The sequence below is a fragment of the Caulobacter sp. genome, from assembly GCF_049283275.1.
Lineage (GTDB): Bacteria > Pseudomonadota > Alphaproteobacteria > Caulobacterales > Caulobacteraceae > Caulobacter.
In genome coordinates, this window is sequence record NZ_JBAPVS010000281.1 from 1 (window position 1) to 14,863 (window position 14,863).

Consider the following 14,863-nt stretch of genomic DNA (forward strand, 5'->3'; position numbering starts at 1 on the left):
GTACGGGCCGCCCCTATCGCTCGGGGCGCCCCTCCATCGTCGTAGCCGCGTCGCGGCGTGACTTTGAACCTTAGGCGTTCAACGCCCTTAGTTGGAGACCTCGATCTTCAGGCCCCAGGTCACTCGCGACCTCGGTTGGAGACAATGAGACACTGGTCACCTCCTTTCAGTTGTTGAACAACACAAGAGGAATATGGGCGCCGTTCGGCGGTCCTGCAAAGGGGCGTTGGAAAGAAAAAGGCACTCCCGGGTCGCGCAAAGGGGGGACATGCGCGACCCGGGACCACATCGTCGGATCAGGCTAGAGGGCCTGCCCGATCACGACGATGAGGGTCCAAAGACCGAGGTTGAAGCCCAGCATGGCCAGGCGATGCACGTTCACGGCCAAGGGCTTGGCGGTGGAGGCGATAGCGGTGGCGGGGCGGTTCACTTTCGGTTTCCATCTGGCGGCGCATCGGATCGGCGCCTCGGCCAAAGATAGGGATTGTCGGCTTTCAGACCTATGCGACAAAAGCGACAGGACGGCCCAAATGGGCGGGCCGATTGTCGCAGTTGTTTCATGGAGGGCGGATGCCGGTCTGGGATCCTGACGTCTACCAGCGTTACAAGGCCTATCGCGATCGTCCGGCCCTGGACCTGATGCTGCAAATCCCGCGGGACCTGGATCCTCGCGAGATCTGGGACCTGGGTTGTGGGACCGGCGAGCACGCGGCCCTGCTGGCGGTCCGCCACCCCGACGCCCGCGTGCACGGCCTGGACGCCAGCCCTGAAATGCTGGCGCGGGGCAGGGCGGCGCGGTCCGACATCGACTGGGTGCTGGGCGACATCGCGACCTTCACGCCCGAAATCCCGCCCGACCTGATCTTCACCAACGCCGCCCTGCAATGGGTGGATGGCCATGAGACCTTGTTCCCGCGTCTGCTGGGCTTGCTGGCGCCGGGCGGCGTGCTGGCCTGCCAGATTCCCGTGGTCGCCGACGACGGCTGGCGGCGCAGCCTGCGCGAAGTGGCGGCGGAAGGGCCGTGGGCGCCGCGGCTGGCCGATATCGAGCGCGTGCGCTCCGGTGTCGATCCGCGCCCCTATCACGACTGGCTGTCGCCCTTGAGCCAGGACCTCGATGTCTGGGTCACGACCTATGTCCACGCCTTGGGCGGCGACGACCCGATCGTCGACTGGACGTCGGGGACCAGCCTGCGGCCCTATCTGGAAGCGTTGAGCGACCCGCCCGAGCAGGCGGCCTTCCTGGCGGCGTGGCGTGAGCGGCTGGCGATGGACTATCCGCGCCGCGAGGACGGGGTGACCCTGTTTCCGTTCAGCCGGCTGTTCGTGATCGCCCGCCGCTGGTGACGGCCGCCCCCTGAGCGGCTTGGGCGGACAGATCGGCCAGGCTGGGGCGTCGACGCACCTCGGTCACGGGCCTGCCCAGGCCGTCTATCGCCAGGCCGGCGGCGGCGCGGCCGGCCGCCACGGCGGGCTCGAAAGCCTTCCAGTCGCGGATGTCGATCTTGTCCAGCTTGGGGGTGACCAGCACGTCCGTGGCTTCGCGGCTGGCGGTCAGGTCGCGGCCGGTCGAGACCGTGGCGGCCCGCATCAGCAGGGCGACGATCGGCGGGCCCTTGCGCCACTCGCCCGACCAGAACCAGGTCCACAGCGAGGCGGGACGATCGACATCCTCGGCGGTGATGCTGCGGCCCCGCGTGACGTCCACCCCGACGATCGGACCCAACTGGAAGGCGCGCATGACGTCGGCCGGGAAGTTCTTCATCACCGCCCCGTCGACCAGCACTGAATTGCCGTCAGTCACCGGCGGCAGCACGCCAGGCAGCGAGATCGAGGCCCGCAGGGCGTCGCGCAACAGGCCCTGGCGGTGCAGGTGATAGGTCCCCGAGGTCAGGTTCGACGACACGCAGAAGAACGGCAGCCACAGGTCGGCGATCTCGATGTCGCCGAAATGCTCGTTCAGCCGCGCCTTGACCTTCAGGCCCTGGGTCATGGCCACCAGGGGAAAGGCGATGTCGTCCAGCGGGCTGGTCTCGACGAACGCCTTGCGGATGCGGGTCTCCATCTCGCCGTCGTCCCAGCCCATGGCCAGGCCCGCGGCGACGACCGCGCCCATCGAGGCTCCGCCGACGAAATCGATCGGCACGCCGCGCTCGCGCAGGGCTTGGATGGCCCCGACATGGGCGTAGGCCCGCGCCCCGCCGCCCGACAGCACCAGCCCCACCGACTGGCCGGTCAGCACCCGCGCCATCCGCTCGACGTCGGCCATGCCGTTCTCGCGCAGATGGAACAGTCGCGCGGCCTGGGTGGCGTTCAGCCACTCGGCGGAGCCCTTGGGATGGGTGACGCCGGCCGGCTGCAGCAGGATCAGATCGACCAGGCGCTGATCCTGCAAGGGACCCGAGGCGTAGGATGGGATGACCGCCGGCGGCCTGCGGTCGCCCTCGCCGACGCGGAACAGCCGGTCCACCTGGCGGCCGACCACCTGCTTCCAGGCGGCGTCCTGGGCCTCGGCCACGTACAAGACGAAGTCGTGCTGGCGTTCGACCGTGCCGAACCATTCGGTCGGGGCCAACAACGATTCCGCGCCCTCGACGGTGACGGAATAGCCCAGGTCGCCAATGGCGTGGGCGATGCGTTGGACGATCGGCCGGATCAGCTTGCCGGGCTCGACCGCGATGAAGCCGAAGACCGAGGGATCGCCGATCGAGGCGTGGGCCCCGGCGTTGCGGGTCCGGCGGATCATCAGCCGCGACAGCTCGATCATCACGTCCGGGTCGCGCTCGATCGCCTCGAAGAAGGCCGCGCGGGGCAGGGCCAGGATCTCCGAATCGCGCAGGGCCACCAGATTGGCCGAGTGGGGCGAGCCGGCGATCATCGCCATCTCGCCGGCCGGCTCGCCCGGGCGGATCACCCCCAGGAACTGCGGCTCCTGGCCTTCTTCCCGACGAAACGCGCCTAGTCGTCCGGTGCGCAGGAAGTAGAGATAGTCCGCCGCCTCGCCGGTCGCGTAGAGTGTCGCGCCGCCCGGCAAGGAAAACCAGGCGGCGTCGCCTTCGCGATGTTCTTGCGCGAAGAGCCGGGCGAGGGCCGTATCGGCCATGAAGTCGGGCAGGGTGACCACGGGTGGGACGCTAACTTGAACCGCGGACCTTGACCACCGAAGGTCAAAAACTGCGGCTTTCGGTGGGAAACGGAAAAGGCTATGCCTCGATAATGCCGAAGATGAACACGGGTATCGACAAGAACGGCGAGACTTTCGCCAAAAACGCCGCACACAACCGCGCCCTCGTGGAGACGCTGCGCGAACGGGTCGCGCAGGCGGCGCAGGGCGGTCCCGAGAGCGCCCGCACGCGCCACGCGGCGCGCGGCAAGTTGCTGCCCCGCCAACGCGTCGAGCGCCTGCTGGACCCCGGCTCACCGTTCCTGGAGATCGGCCAGCTGGCCGCCTGCGACCTCTATAACGGCGAGGCGCCCGGCGCGGGCGTGATCACCGGCATCGGCCGGGTGTCGGGCCGCGAGGTGATGATCGTCGCCAACGACGCCACGGTGAAGGGCGGCGCCTATTTCCCGATGACGGTGAAGAAGCACCTGCGCGCCCAGGAGATCGCCCAACAGAACCGCCTGCCGTGCGTCTATCTGGTCGACAGCGGCGGGGCCAACCTGCCGCACCAGGCCGAGGTCTTCCCCGACCGCGACCACTTCGGCCGCATCTTCTTCAACCAGGCCCGGATGAGCGCGGCGGGCATCGCCCAGATCGCCTGCGTCATGGGCTCGTGCACGGCCGGCGGGGCCTATGTGCCGGCCATGAGCGACGAGACCGTGATCGTCCGTGACCAGGGCACCATCTTCCTGGCCGGCCCGCCGCTGGTGAAGGCCGCCACGGGCGAGGTCATCTCGGCCGAGGAACTGGGCGGGGCCGACACCCACGGCCGCCGGTCGGGCGTGGTCGACCACGTGGCCAATGACGACGAGCACGCGCTGGAGATCGTCCGCTCGATCGTCGCCAACCTGAACACCATCAAGCGGCCCGAGATCGAGATCCGCGACGCCAAGCCGCCGATCCACGATCCGGCCGAGTTGTACGGCATCGTGCCGACCGACGTGCGCGCGCCCTATGACGTGCGCGAAGTGATCGCCCGCATCGTCGACGGCAGCGAGTTCGACGAGTTCAAGGTGCTGTACGGCACGACCCTGGTCTGCGGTTTCGCCCGCATCTGGGGCCAGCCGGTGGCGATCCTGGCCAACAACGGCGTGCTGTTTTCCGAGAGCGCCGTGAAGGGTGCGCACTTCATCGAATTGGCCTGCAAGCGCAAGATTCCGTTGGTCTTTCTGCAGAACATCTCGGGCTTCATGGTCGGCGGGAAATACGAGGCCGGCGGCATCGCCAAGGACGGCGCCAAGCTGGTCACGGCGGTCGCCTCGGCCGAGGTGCCCAAGTTCACCGTGCTGATCGGCGGCAGTTTTGGGGCCGGTAACTACGGCATGTGCGGCCGGGCCTACAGCCCCCGGTTCTTGTTTACTTGGCCAAACTCAAGGATCAGCGTGATGGGCGGCGAGCAGGCGGCCAGCGTGCTGTCGACGATCAAGCGCGACGGGATGGAGGCCAAGGGCGAGGCCTGGGCGATCGAGGACGAGGAGGCCTTCAAGGCCCCGATCCGCGCCCGCTACGAAGCCGAGGGCGACCCCTACCACGCGACCGCGCGCCTCTGGGACGACGGCATCATCGATCCCGCCCAGACCCGCGACGTGTTGGGCCTGGCGATCAGCGCCAGCCTCAACGCCCCGATCCCCGAGACCACCTTCGGCGTCTTCCGGATGTAAGCCGCGAAAGGGCAAGCCATGACCAATCCGATCGCAGACCCCCTTGTTGAGGTTCCCGACACCGACGCCACGACGTCGCTCGTCCACCTGGAGTCCACCCCCGAGGGCGCGGTCACCGTCTGGATCAACCGTCCGGCCAAGAAGAACGCCTTCGATGCGGCGACCATCGCGGCCCTGCACCAGGCGTTCGAGACCTTGCACGGCGCCGAGGGCGTGCGGATCGTCTTCCTACGCGGGATGGGCGGGGCGTTCAGCGCCGGCGCCGACCTGGAATGGATGAAGGCCGCCGCCGACTGGAGCGAGGACGACAACCGCGATGACGCCCTGGGCCTGGCCCATATGCTCAAGGCCCTGCACGACATCCCGGCCCTGACCGTGGCCCTGGTCGAGGGCCCGGCCTTCGGCGGTGGAGCGGGGCTGGTGGCCGCCTGCGACCACGCCCTGGCGACGGCCGACGCCCGGTTCGCCTTTTCCGAGGTCAAGTTGGGCCTGACTCCGGCCACCATCAGTCCGTATGTGATCGCCGCCCTCGGCCCGCGCACCGCCAAGCTGTTGTTCGCCACCGGCCGGGTGTTCGACGCCGACCAAGCCTGGAGCTACGGTCTGGTCGACGAGGTGTTCGATGACGCCGCCGGCCTGGTCGCCGCCCAGGACGCCCTGATCGAAGAGGTCCTGCTCTGCGCCCCCGGCGCGATCGGCGACGCCAAGGCCCTGGTCAACGACTTCGTCGCCCAAAAGATCGACCGCGGCCTGATCGACGAGACGGCAAAACGCATCGCGCGTCGTCGCGTGTCGGAAGAAGGCCAAGAAGGCGTGCGCGCGTTCCTCGAACGCCGTAAACCCAGCTGGACGATCTAGAGTCGAGCAGGGGGCGATATGACGGCGGCGGATCTGGAAACAGGGGCGGTGGACTCGGCGGCGAGCTTTATTCGTCCGAAGAAGAAGCCTTTCACCCACACCGGCGAACCCTGCAAGAACTGCGGGACGCCGCTGGAGGGGTGGTATTGCCATGCGTGCGGACAGAACGCCGACACCCATCACCGCTCGATCCTGCATCTGATCTGGGAGGCCATCGAGGGGATGTTCCACCTCGACGGTCGCCTGGCCAACACTCTGCCGCTGCTGTTCTTCAAGCCCGGCGTGCTGGCCAAGGACTACATGGAGGGGCGCATCGCGCGGCACGTGCCGCCGTTCCGCACCTTCCTGGTGGCCCTGCTGCTGTTCATCTTCGCGGCCGAGCACGCGATCCACTCGATCCAGCACCATGCCGAGGAAGAGGTCCATAAGCGGGCCGAGGCCCTGGCCACGCCGCAGGGCCGCGCCGCCGAGGCCGGCCGCATGCGCGCCGAGGCCGTCAAGGACCGCGACGCTCGCCTGAAGGAAGCGACCGAGGACCGCGACGCCGTCCTGGCCGAGGCGACCAAGGACCGCGATGAGGCCCTGAAGGACCCTGATCAGGACCGGGCCAAGGTCCTGAAGGACTATCAAGACGCGGTCGCCAAGGCGCCCGTCGACTATCAGGCGGAGGTCGCTGAGGCCCAGGAGCGCTACGCCAAGGACGTGGCCGACGCCGAACGGCTGCGGACCAACCCCCTGGCGGCTCAGGAAGTCCTCGAGGCCGACAAGAAGATGCGCAAGGCGACCGCCGACCAGATCCGTGCGGCCAAGGTCACCTCGTTCGATAGCGACGACGTAGAGGCTCAGGCGGACCGGATCGCCGAAGATGCCACCGAGACCGCCACGATCGGCGGCGTCCATATCAAGACGCCCAAGTTCACCGCGCCAGCGGCGGACGGTCAAACGGGGGCCCAGGCGCACGGCGACGAGCATGGCGCGGCTGGGGCTGAGGCCGGGCATGGCAAGGAGCATTGGCTCAAGGCCGGCCTGATCAAGGCGCTGGAGAATCCCGAGTACTACCTGCTGGTCATGTTCGGCTGGGGCCACCGCCTGGCGGTGCTGCTGCTGCCGATGCTGGGTCTGAGCCTGGCGCTCGTCTATCTGAACAAGCGCCAGTACTTCATCTACGACCACCTGCTGACCGCCACCAACCTGCTATCATTTGCGTTCCTGACCAATGCCCTCGGCCTGGTCCTGCCCGATCCTGCCCGGGGATGGTGGTTCTTCCTGTTGATGTTCTGGACGCCGATCAACCTCTTCCAGACCCTGCGCGGGGGGTACGGCTCCAGCATCCCCGGCGCGATCATCAAGACCCTGATCGTCTGGTGGTCGACCGTGTTCTCGTTCGTTCTCCTGCTCGGCGTCCTGATGGTTTTCGCCCTGGCCCAGATCTAGGATTTTCGTTTTGATCGCCTCCGTCCTCATCGCCAATCGCGGCGAAATCGCTCGTCGGATCATCCGCACCGCCCGTGAGCTGGGCGTGCGGACGATCGCGGTCTATTCCGAGGCGGACGCCGAAGCCCCGTTCGTGATGGAGGCCGACGTCGCCATCCTGATCGGCCCAGCCCCGGCGCGAGAGAGCTATCTGGTTCCCGAGAAGATCCTGGCCGCCGCCCGCCAGACCGGCGCCGAGGCGATCCACCCCGGCTACGGCTTCCTGTCCGAGAACGCCGACTTCGCCCAGGCGGTGATCGACGCCGGCCTGGTCTGGATCGGCCCGCCGCCTTCGGCCATCCGCGCCATGGGATTGAAGGACGCCGCCAAGAAGGTGATGATCGAGGCCGGCGTGCCCACCACACCCGGCTATCTGGGCGAGGACCAATCGGTCGAGCGCCTGGCGGCCGAGGCGGCCAAGATCGGCTTCCCGGTGCTGATCAAGGCCGTGGCCGGCGGCGGCGGCAAGGGCATGCGCAAGGTCGAGCGGGCGGAGGACTTCGCCGCGATGCTGGCCTCGTGCCAGCGCGAGGCCTCGGCCAGCTTCGGCGACGATCGCGTGCTGCTGGAGAAATATGTCACCCGCCCGCGCCACATCGAGGTGCAGGTGTTCGGTGACATGCACGGCAATGTCGTCCACCTGTTCGAGCGCGACTGCTCGCTGCAGCGCCGCCACCAGAAGGTCATCGAGGAGGCCCCGGCTCCGGGCATAAATGACGCCACCCGGGCCGCCGTCTGCGGTGCCGCGGTCAAGGCGGCCCAGGCCGTGGGCTATGTCGGGGCCGGCACGGTGGAGTTCATCGCCGACGCCTCCGAAGGTCTGCGCGCTGACCGCATTTGGTTCATGGAGATGAACACCCGGCTGCAGGTCGAGCACCCGGTCACCGAGATGGTCACCGGCCAGGACCTGGTCGAATGGCAGCTGCTGGTCGCCTCGGGCGAGCCCCTGCCGCTGGCTCAGGACGAGATCACGCTGGACGGCTGGGCGATGGAGGCGCGTCTCTATGCCGAGAACCCGGCCACCGGCTTCCTGCCCAGCATCGGCCCGCTGACCCACTTCCGTCTGCCCGAGGGCGACGTGCGGGTCGACAGCGCGGTGGAGGAGGGCGGCGAGGTCACCCCGTTCTACGATCCGATGATCGCCAAGCTGATCGCCCATGGCGTCGACCGCGAGGACGCCGCCGCCCGCCTGGCGCAGGCCTGCCGCCTGGTCGAGGTCTATCCGGTCAAGACCAACGCCGCCTTCCTGGCCAAGTGCGCCGGCCATCCCGACTTCATCGACGGCGCCATCGACACGGGCTTCATCGAGGCCCGCTTGGAGGAACTGACCGACCGCGCCTTCACCGACGCCCCGACCTTGGCGGCGATCGGCCAACGCCTGGAGGCCTTCATGGAGGCTGACACGCCCAAGGCCGATGTCTGGGCCAGCGCGCCGTCACGGTTGCTGGGTTTCCGGATGAGCGCCCCTCGCGCGGCTATGGATCTGCCGATGAGCGTCGACGGCAAGGTCGTGCCGCTGCGCGTGGCCCTGGCCGGCGGCCCCTCTTCAGGAAGGATGAACGACGACTGGTCATGGGACATCACCGTCGAGGACGGCCGACCGCTGGACGACATCGACCTGCTGCCCTCGGCGTTCGGCGACGATCCGCTCTACGTGTTCGAAGGGGGTGACGTCCGCGAGTTCGACTTCACGGCCAAGGTCGGCGCGGCCCATGTCGCGGCGTCTGACGGCGCGATCCTGTCGCCGATGCCGGGCAAGATCGTCTCGGTCGCCGTCGAGGCCGGCCAGACGGTGGTCAAGGGCCAGACCCTGTTGACCCTGGAAGCCATGAAAATGGAGCACGCCCTGGCCGCGCCGTTCGACGGCGTGGTCGCCGAGCTGTCGGCCACGGCCGGCGGCCAGGTCAGCGAGGGCGTGGTGCTGGCGCGGCTTGAGCCGGCGCTTGATATCGCGTCCTAGAGCCGTTGACGGGGACAGGCGCGGAGCCTGTCCCCAGTCGTTCAGGGCCTTGCGGGCGCCAAGACCGGTGGAGCGTCTTGGTCGTCATCCTCGTTCAGCGCGCCCAACTCGCCGCGTTCGCGGGCCTTCTTGCCGTAGACCAGCTCGAACAGCGGCGAGGCCATCAGAGTGGTCACGATGGCCATCAGCACCAGCATCGAGAACAGGGCCGGGCCGATGATGCCCTTCTGCAGGCCGATATTGATGATGATCAGCTCCATCAGGCCCCGCGAGTTCATCAGGGCGCCGATGCCCAGGGCCGTCGGATTGTCCTGACCGGTCAGGCGCGCGGCGGCCCAGCAGGCGCCGCCCTTGGCCAGGACCGAAGCCGCCAGGATGACCGCGGCGGTCAGCAGCAGGCCCACGTTGTTGACCATGTTGAGCTGGGTGTTCAGGCCCGAGAACGTGAAGAACATCGGCAGCAGCACGATCACCGCGAATGGCTCCAGCTGACGCTTGATCTGCTTGGCCAGCAGGCCGCGCGGCATGACCGCGCCCAGGATGAAGCCGCCGAACACCGCATGGATGCCGATGGCGTCCATGGCGAAGGCGCTGAGCATGAACAGCATCAACACCACCGCCAGCAGGGACGGGCTGACCTTGCCCTCGCGCTCGGCCCAGCGGCCTAGCGGCGCCAGCAGCTTGGGGCCCAGGGTCAACATGAGGATCACGAAGGCCAGGCCACCGACGATGGCCTTGACGGCGATCATCGGGCCGCCGCCGAACGAGGCCAATACGATGGCCAGCACCGTCCATGCGCCGGCGTCGTCGATAGCGCCCGCCGATAGCGACAGCGTGCCCAGGGGGGTGTTGGTCAGGCCGCGCTCATAGATGATCCGGGCCAGCATCGGGAAGGCGGTGATCGAGATCGCCGCGCCGATGAACAGCGTAGCCTGGAAGGTGTTGATGCCCTCGCCAAACAGGTGCTGGCTCAGTAGCCAGGGCGCGATGGCGATCGCCACCAGGAACGGCGCGGCCATGCCTGACAGCGAGACGGCGGCGGCGCTCTTGGCGTTGCTTTTGAAGTGCGCGGTCTGGAAGCCCAGGCCCACCAGGAACATGTACAGGCCCACGCCCAGCTGGGCGCCGACATAGAGAACGGTCTTGGAGTCCTTCGGAAACAGCATGTGCTGGAGTTCCGGCGCAACCAGACCGAACAAGGACGGGCCCAGGATCACGCCGGCGATCATCTCGCCCACCACCTGGGGCTGGCCCAGATACTTCTTCGCCGCCCAGCCGACGGCGCGGCAGGTGGCGATGATCACGAACATCTGCAGGAAAAAAGCTACGCTAAGCTGCGCCGATGTCATGTCGCCCCCCTATGGCACGCCGCGTGAACCGCGATCGTCGAGTTGGCATAGGAGGGGGACAGCGCTGTCATGTCGAGTGAAATTCGTCGATGTCTCGCAGCTCTTTCCCTAGGAACCCCGTGGCCCTAAGTAGCCGACATGCCTCTGCACATCATCAAGCTCGTCGTCGGTTGCGACAACATCGAGGAACTGGTCGCCTGGCACGCCGAGGCCGACCGTCCGTGGATCATGCACACCCGCATGACCCCCAAGCGCATCGACGAGGTGCTGGCCGGCGGCTCGCTGTACCGGGTGATGAAGGGACAGATCGTCTGCCGCCAAACCATCCTGGCGATCGACACGGTCGGCGAGGGCCAAGCCTCGCGCTGCGAGGTGACCGTCGACCCGACCATCGTCCGCGTGGTTCCGACCCCGCGTCGCCCGTTTCAGGGGTGGCGCTACCTCAAGCATGAGGACGTTCCCGCCGACCTGACCGAAGGCGAGGCCGCCGACATGCCGCTGGAGCTGGCTCGCCAGCTGCGCGAGCTTGGGGCGTGGTGACCACCCCATAATCCGCTCATCCCGGCGAATGCCGGGATGAGCGGGTTCAAGGGTTTGAGTTAGACCGCCATGTTGTCGATCAGCCGGGTCTTGCCCAACCAGGCGGCGACCAGGATGCGGCCATCGGCGTCGCCGATCGTGCCGGGACCCAGGCGCGAGAGGTCGCCGGCTTCGCGGATTTCGACATAGTCCACCTGGCGGAAGCCGGCGGCGGTCAGGGCGGCCTTGGCCGCGGCCTCGGCGTCGTCGATCCGGCCGCCGGCCACGACGGCCCTGGCGGCGGCCTTCATGGCGTCGGGCAGGGCCACGGCGGCGGCGCGTTCCTCGGGGCTGAGATAGGCGTTGCGCGAGGAGAGAGCCAAGCCGTCCTCGGCCCGGGCGGTGGGTGCGCCGACGATCTCGACCGGGATGTCCAGGTCCTTGACCACGCGCCTGATGACCTGGAGCTGCTGGTAGTCCTTTTCGCCGAAGATCGCGACGTCGGCCTGGGATTGCAGCAGCAACTTGGTCACCACGGTCGCCACGCCGCCGAAGAACTGCGGACGGGCCGCGCCTTCCAGCGGTTCGGACACGCCGGTCAGGTTGACGGTCGTCGAAAAGCCCGGGGCGTACATCTCGTCGACATGGGGCGCGAACAGCAGGTCGCAGCCGACGCCGGCCAGCAGTTCGGCGTCACGCGCCTCGCCGCGCGGATAGGAGTCGAAGTCCTCGTGCGGGGCGAATTGCTTGGGATTGACGAAGACGCTGGCCACCGTGCGCTGGGCGCGGGTCTTGCCCAGTTCGATCAGCGACAGGTGGCCTTCATGCAAGGCGCCCATGGTCGGGATCAGCGCCACGCGTTCGCCGGCGGCCTTCCAGGCGGCGACCTGGGCGCGTAGATCAGCGACGGTGCGGACGATCTTCGGCGTCTTGCCAATTACCTGGGGGACCACGGCGAACTCCTGTCTCGAACAGGCGTTGGCTTATGACGGACCCGGGTCCGGGCGTCCACCTGCGACAATGGGTCCACAGGGAACCGGCCTCAGGATTGACGTCGTGTCCTCTCACGGCGTCATCTGCGTGTTAATCTTTCATTGAGCGTCGCTGAGTCGGGCGACAAAAAGGAAAGAAGGCATGGCCGAAACGCGTGTCATCGTCGTCGGCAATGAGAAGGGCGGGGCGGGTAAGTCCACCATCGCTGTCCATCTCGCCACCGCGTTGCTGTACGGCGGCGCCAAGGTGGCGCTGCTGGATCTCGACCTGCGCCAATGCACCTCGATGCGGTTCTTTGAGAACCGCGCGGCCTGGGTCGCCGGCAACGGCGTGACCTTGCCCCAACCTCTGCAGTTCCGGCTCAGCGAGGACGACGTCGCCCTGGCCGCCGCGCCGGAAGCCGACCAAGTGGCCAAGTTCGAGGCCGCGTTCGTCGCCGCGCGCGAGGCCGCCGACTTTATCCTGATCGACACCCCGGGCGGCGACACCGCCATTTCTCGCATGGCCCACGGCCTGGCCGACCTGATCGTCACGCCGATGAACGACAGCTTCGTCGACTTCGACATGCTGGGCCACGTCGACCCGGTGACCATGGAGCTGCTGAAGCCCAGCCTGTATTCGCTGACCGTCTGGGAGGCCCGCAAGGCCCGCGCCCTGTCGGGCCAGCGCCAGGCCCTGGACTGGGTGGTGCTGCGCAACCGCCTGGCCACCACCGAGGCCCGCAACCGCAAGCGCGTCGAGGATCGCCTGACGGCCCTGTCCAAGCGGGTCGGCTTCCGCATGGGTCCTGGTCTGCGCGACCGGGTCATCTATCGCGAGTTGTTCCCGTTCGGCCTGACCATCGCCGACCTGTCGCCCCAGGTGCGCCCGGTGCCGGTGTCGCTGCAGCATCTGGCCGCGCGCCAGGAACTGCGGGCCCTGATGCATTCCCTTGGCCTTTCGGCCTATTCCGGGGAAACTCTGCTCGCCGCCCAATAGCCCCGGATCGGGTCTTGGGAGCGTCGCCGGGGACTGACACGGTATGATCTTTTACCTGCTGCTCGGCGGAGCGATCCTGCTGTTCATCTTCTCGGGACGCGCCACGCGCCTGTTGAAAGGCGACGGCTGGCGGATCGGCGCGGGCGTCACGGCGCTGATGGCCTTCGCCGGCGCGGCCTATGCCGGGGTGCGCAGCGAGTGGCCGGTCTGCATCGTGCTGCTGGTGATCGGCGCCTGGAGCGCTACGACCGCGCGCCAGCGTCCGGGGGCCCGGAAGGCCAGTAGGGCGCCGGGCGGTCCAAGCCTGTCCGACGCACGGTCGATCCTGGGCGTTGGGCCCGAAGCGTCCAAGGCCGAGATCAAGGCGGCCTATGCGCGCCTGATGCGTATGGCCCATCCCGACAAGGGCGGCACCGCCGGCCTGGCCGCCCAGCTCAACGCCGCGCGCGACCGACTTCTGGACGAGAAATAGAGCCCTTTAGGCCGGCGGCAGGACCATGCAGGGCTGGCGCTTGGCGGTGATGGCTTTGCACGTGCTGCGAGCGGCCTCGGCGCTCAGACCCTGGAACTGCGCCCGGAACGTGCCGCCCCTGACGCCCTCGACGGCGCTCTCGGCGTCCGCCACGAACTTGGCGAACCGCGTGCGGACCAGCATCAACTGCTCGTTGGCCAGGCTCTTGGACTTGAACGCGCCGACCTGAACGGCCCATCCGCCCTTGGCCTTCTTCGACGCCTGAGCGGCTTTCAAGGTCGGTGAGACCTTCATGGCTCCAGGAGGCTTGGGGTTGTCGGTCAGCACGATCTTCAGGCCGGCCTGGTCGCCGTCGCCTTCCTCGGTCGAGGGGCGCATGATCGGACCTCTCGGGTCGTCTTCATAGAGGTTGGCGGCGATGGTCGTGCGCTCGCCGTGCGAGCGGCGCTTGAGCACATCGAAGCCGGTGGTCAGCAGGTCTTCCATGTTGTTATCGCGCCAGGCGGTCGACGAGCCGCCCAGGACCACGGCGATCAGGCGACGGCCGTCGCGCACGGCCGAGCCGGCGAGGTTATAGCCCGAGGCGTTGGTGTATCCGGTCTTCAGGCCGTCGAAGCCGGGCATGTTGGTCAGCAGGCGGTTGTGGCCGGCGATGTAGCGGCCGCGGAACTCGAAGCCCTTGATGCTGAAATAGGAATAGTACTGCGGGAAGTCGCGCATGGTGGCGCGTGACAGGATGGCCAGATCGCGGGCGGTTGAAATCTGGCGGCTGTCGGGCAGGCCCGAAGCGTTGACGAAGCGGCTGTTGCGCATGCCCAGTTCCTGGCCGCGCAGGGTCATCAGGGCGGCGAACCGCGATTCGCTGCCGCCCAGCTTTTCGGCCATGGCCACGGCGATGTCATTGGCCGACTTCACGGTCATGGCGCGGATCGCCTCGTCGACACTGACGCTGTCGCCGGACGGAAGGCCCAGCTTGGTCGGCGGCTGAGCGGCGGCGCGCGGCGTGATCGGCACGCGGTCGGTCAGCTTCATGCGGCCTTCGCTGAGCGCCTCGAAGGTGAGGTACAGCGTCATGACCTTGGTCACCGAGGCCGGATAGCGCGGGCTGTCGGCCCTTTTATCGTAAAGCATTTCGCCTGAGTTGGCGTCGATCACGATCGCCGCGTACTTCGGCTCAGCGCTGTTCATCTGCAGATAGGGAATCTGCGCGGCGGCCAGGGTGGGCGCGGCCAAGCCGCACAACACCGCGCCGACGAGACCGAGGGCGGTGAGAGCGGAGCGGACGGAAGTAAGCTTGGCGAACATGTGAAATGCGTCCGTCATCTGAACTGAGCGGTTCCGCACCGCCACACGCGTGAGCCTAGCATGCGCGTGGCCGCCTTTCTCTAAGGTAAACAAGTAGTGAGCAATTTGCCGCGGATATGGATGAATTCAAGG

The 14,863-nt window shown here is 67.7% G+C and carries 13 protein-coding genes; 8 read left to right on the plus strand and 5 right to left on the minus strand.

Features of this window, described 5'->3' with window-relative positions:
* Window positions 1–301 precede the first annotated feature (301 nt).
* Window positions 302–430 (minus strand): hypothetical protein, encoded by a 129-nt coding sequence (locus WAL33_RS15925; protein WP_422182502.1) that lies wholly within the window; start codon window positions 428–430, stop codon window positions 302–304.
* A 140-nt stretch (window positions 431–570) separates the two neighbouring features.
* Between WAL33_RS15925 and WAL33_RS15930 the strand changes: the two genes are divergently transcribed.
* Entirely contained in the window at window positions 571–1,347 is a 777-nt protein-coding gene (locus tag WAL33_RS15930; protein WP_422182503.1) for a methyltransferase domain-containing protein, read from the plus strand.
* On the opposite strand, the gene WAL33_RS15935 is transcribed toward WAL33_RS15930, so the two are convergent.
* Window positions 1,313–3,103, minus strand: a complete 1,791-nt coding sequence (locus tag WAL33_RS15935) for a patatin-like phospholipase family protein (RefSeq protein ID WP_422182529.1) — start codon at window positions 3,101–3,103, stop codon at window positions 1,313–1,315. The two genes, WAL33_RS15930 and WAL33_RS15935, sit on opposite strands and share 35 nt — an antisense overlap.
* 113 nt (window positions 3,104–3,216) lie before the next feature.
* On the opposite strand from WAL33_RS15935, the gene WAL33_RS15940 reads away from it, so the two are divergent.
* Genes WAL33_RS15940 through WAL33_RS15955 form a run of 4 tightly spaced genes read left to right on the plus strand, consistent with a single transcriptional unit; the run spans window position 3,217 to window position 9,115 of the window.
* Window positions 3,217–4,824, plus strand: a complete 1,608-nt coding sequence (locus WAL33_RS15940) for a carboxyl transferase domain-containing protein (protein WP_422182504.1) — start codon at window positions 3,217–3,219, stop codon at window positions 4,822–4,824.
* An 18-nt stretch (window positions 4,825–4,842) separates the two neighbouring features.
* On the plus strand, window positions 4,843–5,682 hold the full coding sequence (locus WAL33_RS15945; protein WP_422182505.1) for an enoyl-CoA hydratase-related protein: 840 nt from the start codon (window positions 4,843–4,845) through the stop codon (window positions 5,680–5,682).
* 18 nt (window positions 5,683–5,700) lie between these two features.
* Window positions 5,701–7,116 (plus strand): DUF3667 domain-containing protein, encoded by a 1,416-nt coding sequence (locus tag WAL33_RS15950; RefSeq protein ID WP_422182506.1) that lies wholly within the window; start codon window positions 5,701–5,703, stop codon window positions 7,114–7,116.
* 10 nt (window positions 7,117–7,126) lie between these two features.
* Complete coding sequence (locus WAL33_RS15955; protein ID WP_422182507.1) at window positions 7,127–9,115, plus strand: acetyl/propionyl/methylcrotonyl-CoA carboxylase subunit alpha; 1,989 nt, start codon at window positions 7,127–7,129, stop codon at window positions 9,113–9,115.
* 41 nt (window positions 9,116–9,156) lie between these two features.
* On the opposite strand, the gene WAL33_RS15960 is transcribed toward WAL33_RS15955, so the two are convergent.
* Window positions 9,157–10,464 carry a cation:proton antiporter gene (locus tag WAL33_RS15960; RefSeq protein ID WP_422182508.1) on the minus strand — a complete coding sequence of 436 codons (1,308 nt, stop codon included), beginning with the start codon at window positions 10,462–10,464 and terminating at the stop codon, window positions 9,157–9,159.
* Between the two features lie 138 nt (window positions 10,465–10,602).
* Between WAL33_RS15960 and WAL33_RS15965 the strand changes: the two genes are divergently transcribed.
* Window positions 10,603–11,004, plus strand: a complete 402-nt coding sequence (locus tag WAL33_RS15965) for a DUF1489 family protein (RefSeq protein ID WP_422182509.1) — start codon at window positions 10,603–10,605, stop codon at window positions 11,002–11,004.
* Between the two features lie 59 nt (window positions 11,005–11,063).
* On the opposite strand, the gene panC is transcribed toward WAL33_RS15965, so the two are convergent.
* Window positions 11,064–11,921, minus strand: a complete 858-nt coding sequence (gene panC, locus WAL33_RS15970) for a pantoate--beta-alanine ligase (protein ID WP_422182530.1) — start codon at window positions 11,919–11,921, stop codon at window positions 11,064–11,066.
* Between the two features lie 196 nt (window positions 11,922–12,117).
* Here panC and WAL33_RS15975 point away from each other — a divergent pair, with 196 nt between their 5' ends.
* Together WAL33_RS15975 and WAL33_RS15980 are read left to right on the plus strand one after the other, a co-directional pair.
* Complete coding sequence (locus WAL33_RS15975) at window positions 12,118–12,954, plus strand: division plane positioning ATPase MipZ (protein ID WP_422182510.1); 837 nt, start codon at window positions 12,118–12,120, stop codon at window positions 12,952–12,954.
* A 46-nt stretch (window positions 12,955–13,000) separates the two neighbouring features.
* Complete coding sequence (locus WAL33_RS15980; protein WP_422182531.1) at window positions 13,001–13,426, plus strand: J domain-containing protein; 426 nt, start codon at window positions 13,001–13,003, stop codon at window positions 13,424–13,426.
* Between the two features lie 6 nt (window positions 13,427–13,432).
* Here WAL33_RS15980 and WAL33_RS15985 read toward each other — a convergent pair whose 3' ends face one another.
* The gene (locus tag WAL33_RS15985; RefSeq protein WP_422182511.1) at window positions 13,433–14,731 is read right to left on the minus strand and encodes a D-alanyl-D-alanine carboxypeptidase family protein; all 1,299 of its coding nucleotides are present in this window, start codon (window positions 14,729–14,731) and stop codon (window positions 13,433–13,435) included.
* Between the last annotated feature and the right edge of the window lie 132 nt (window positions 14,732–14,863).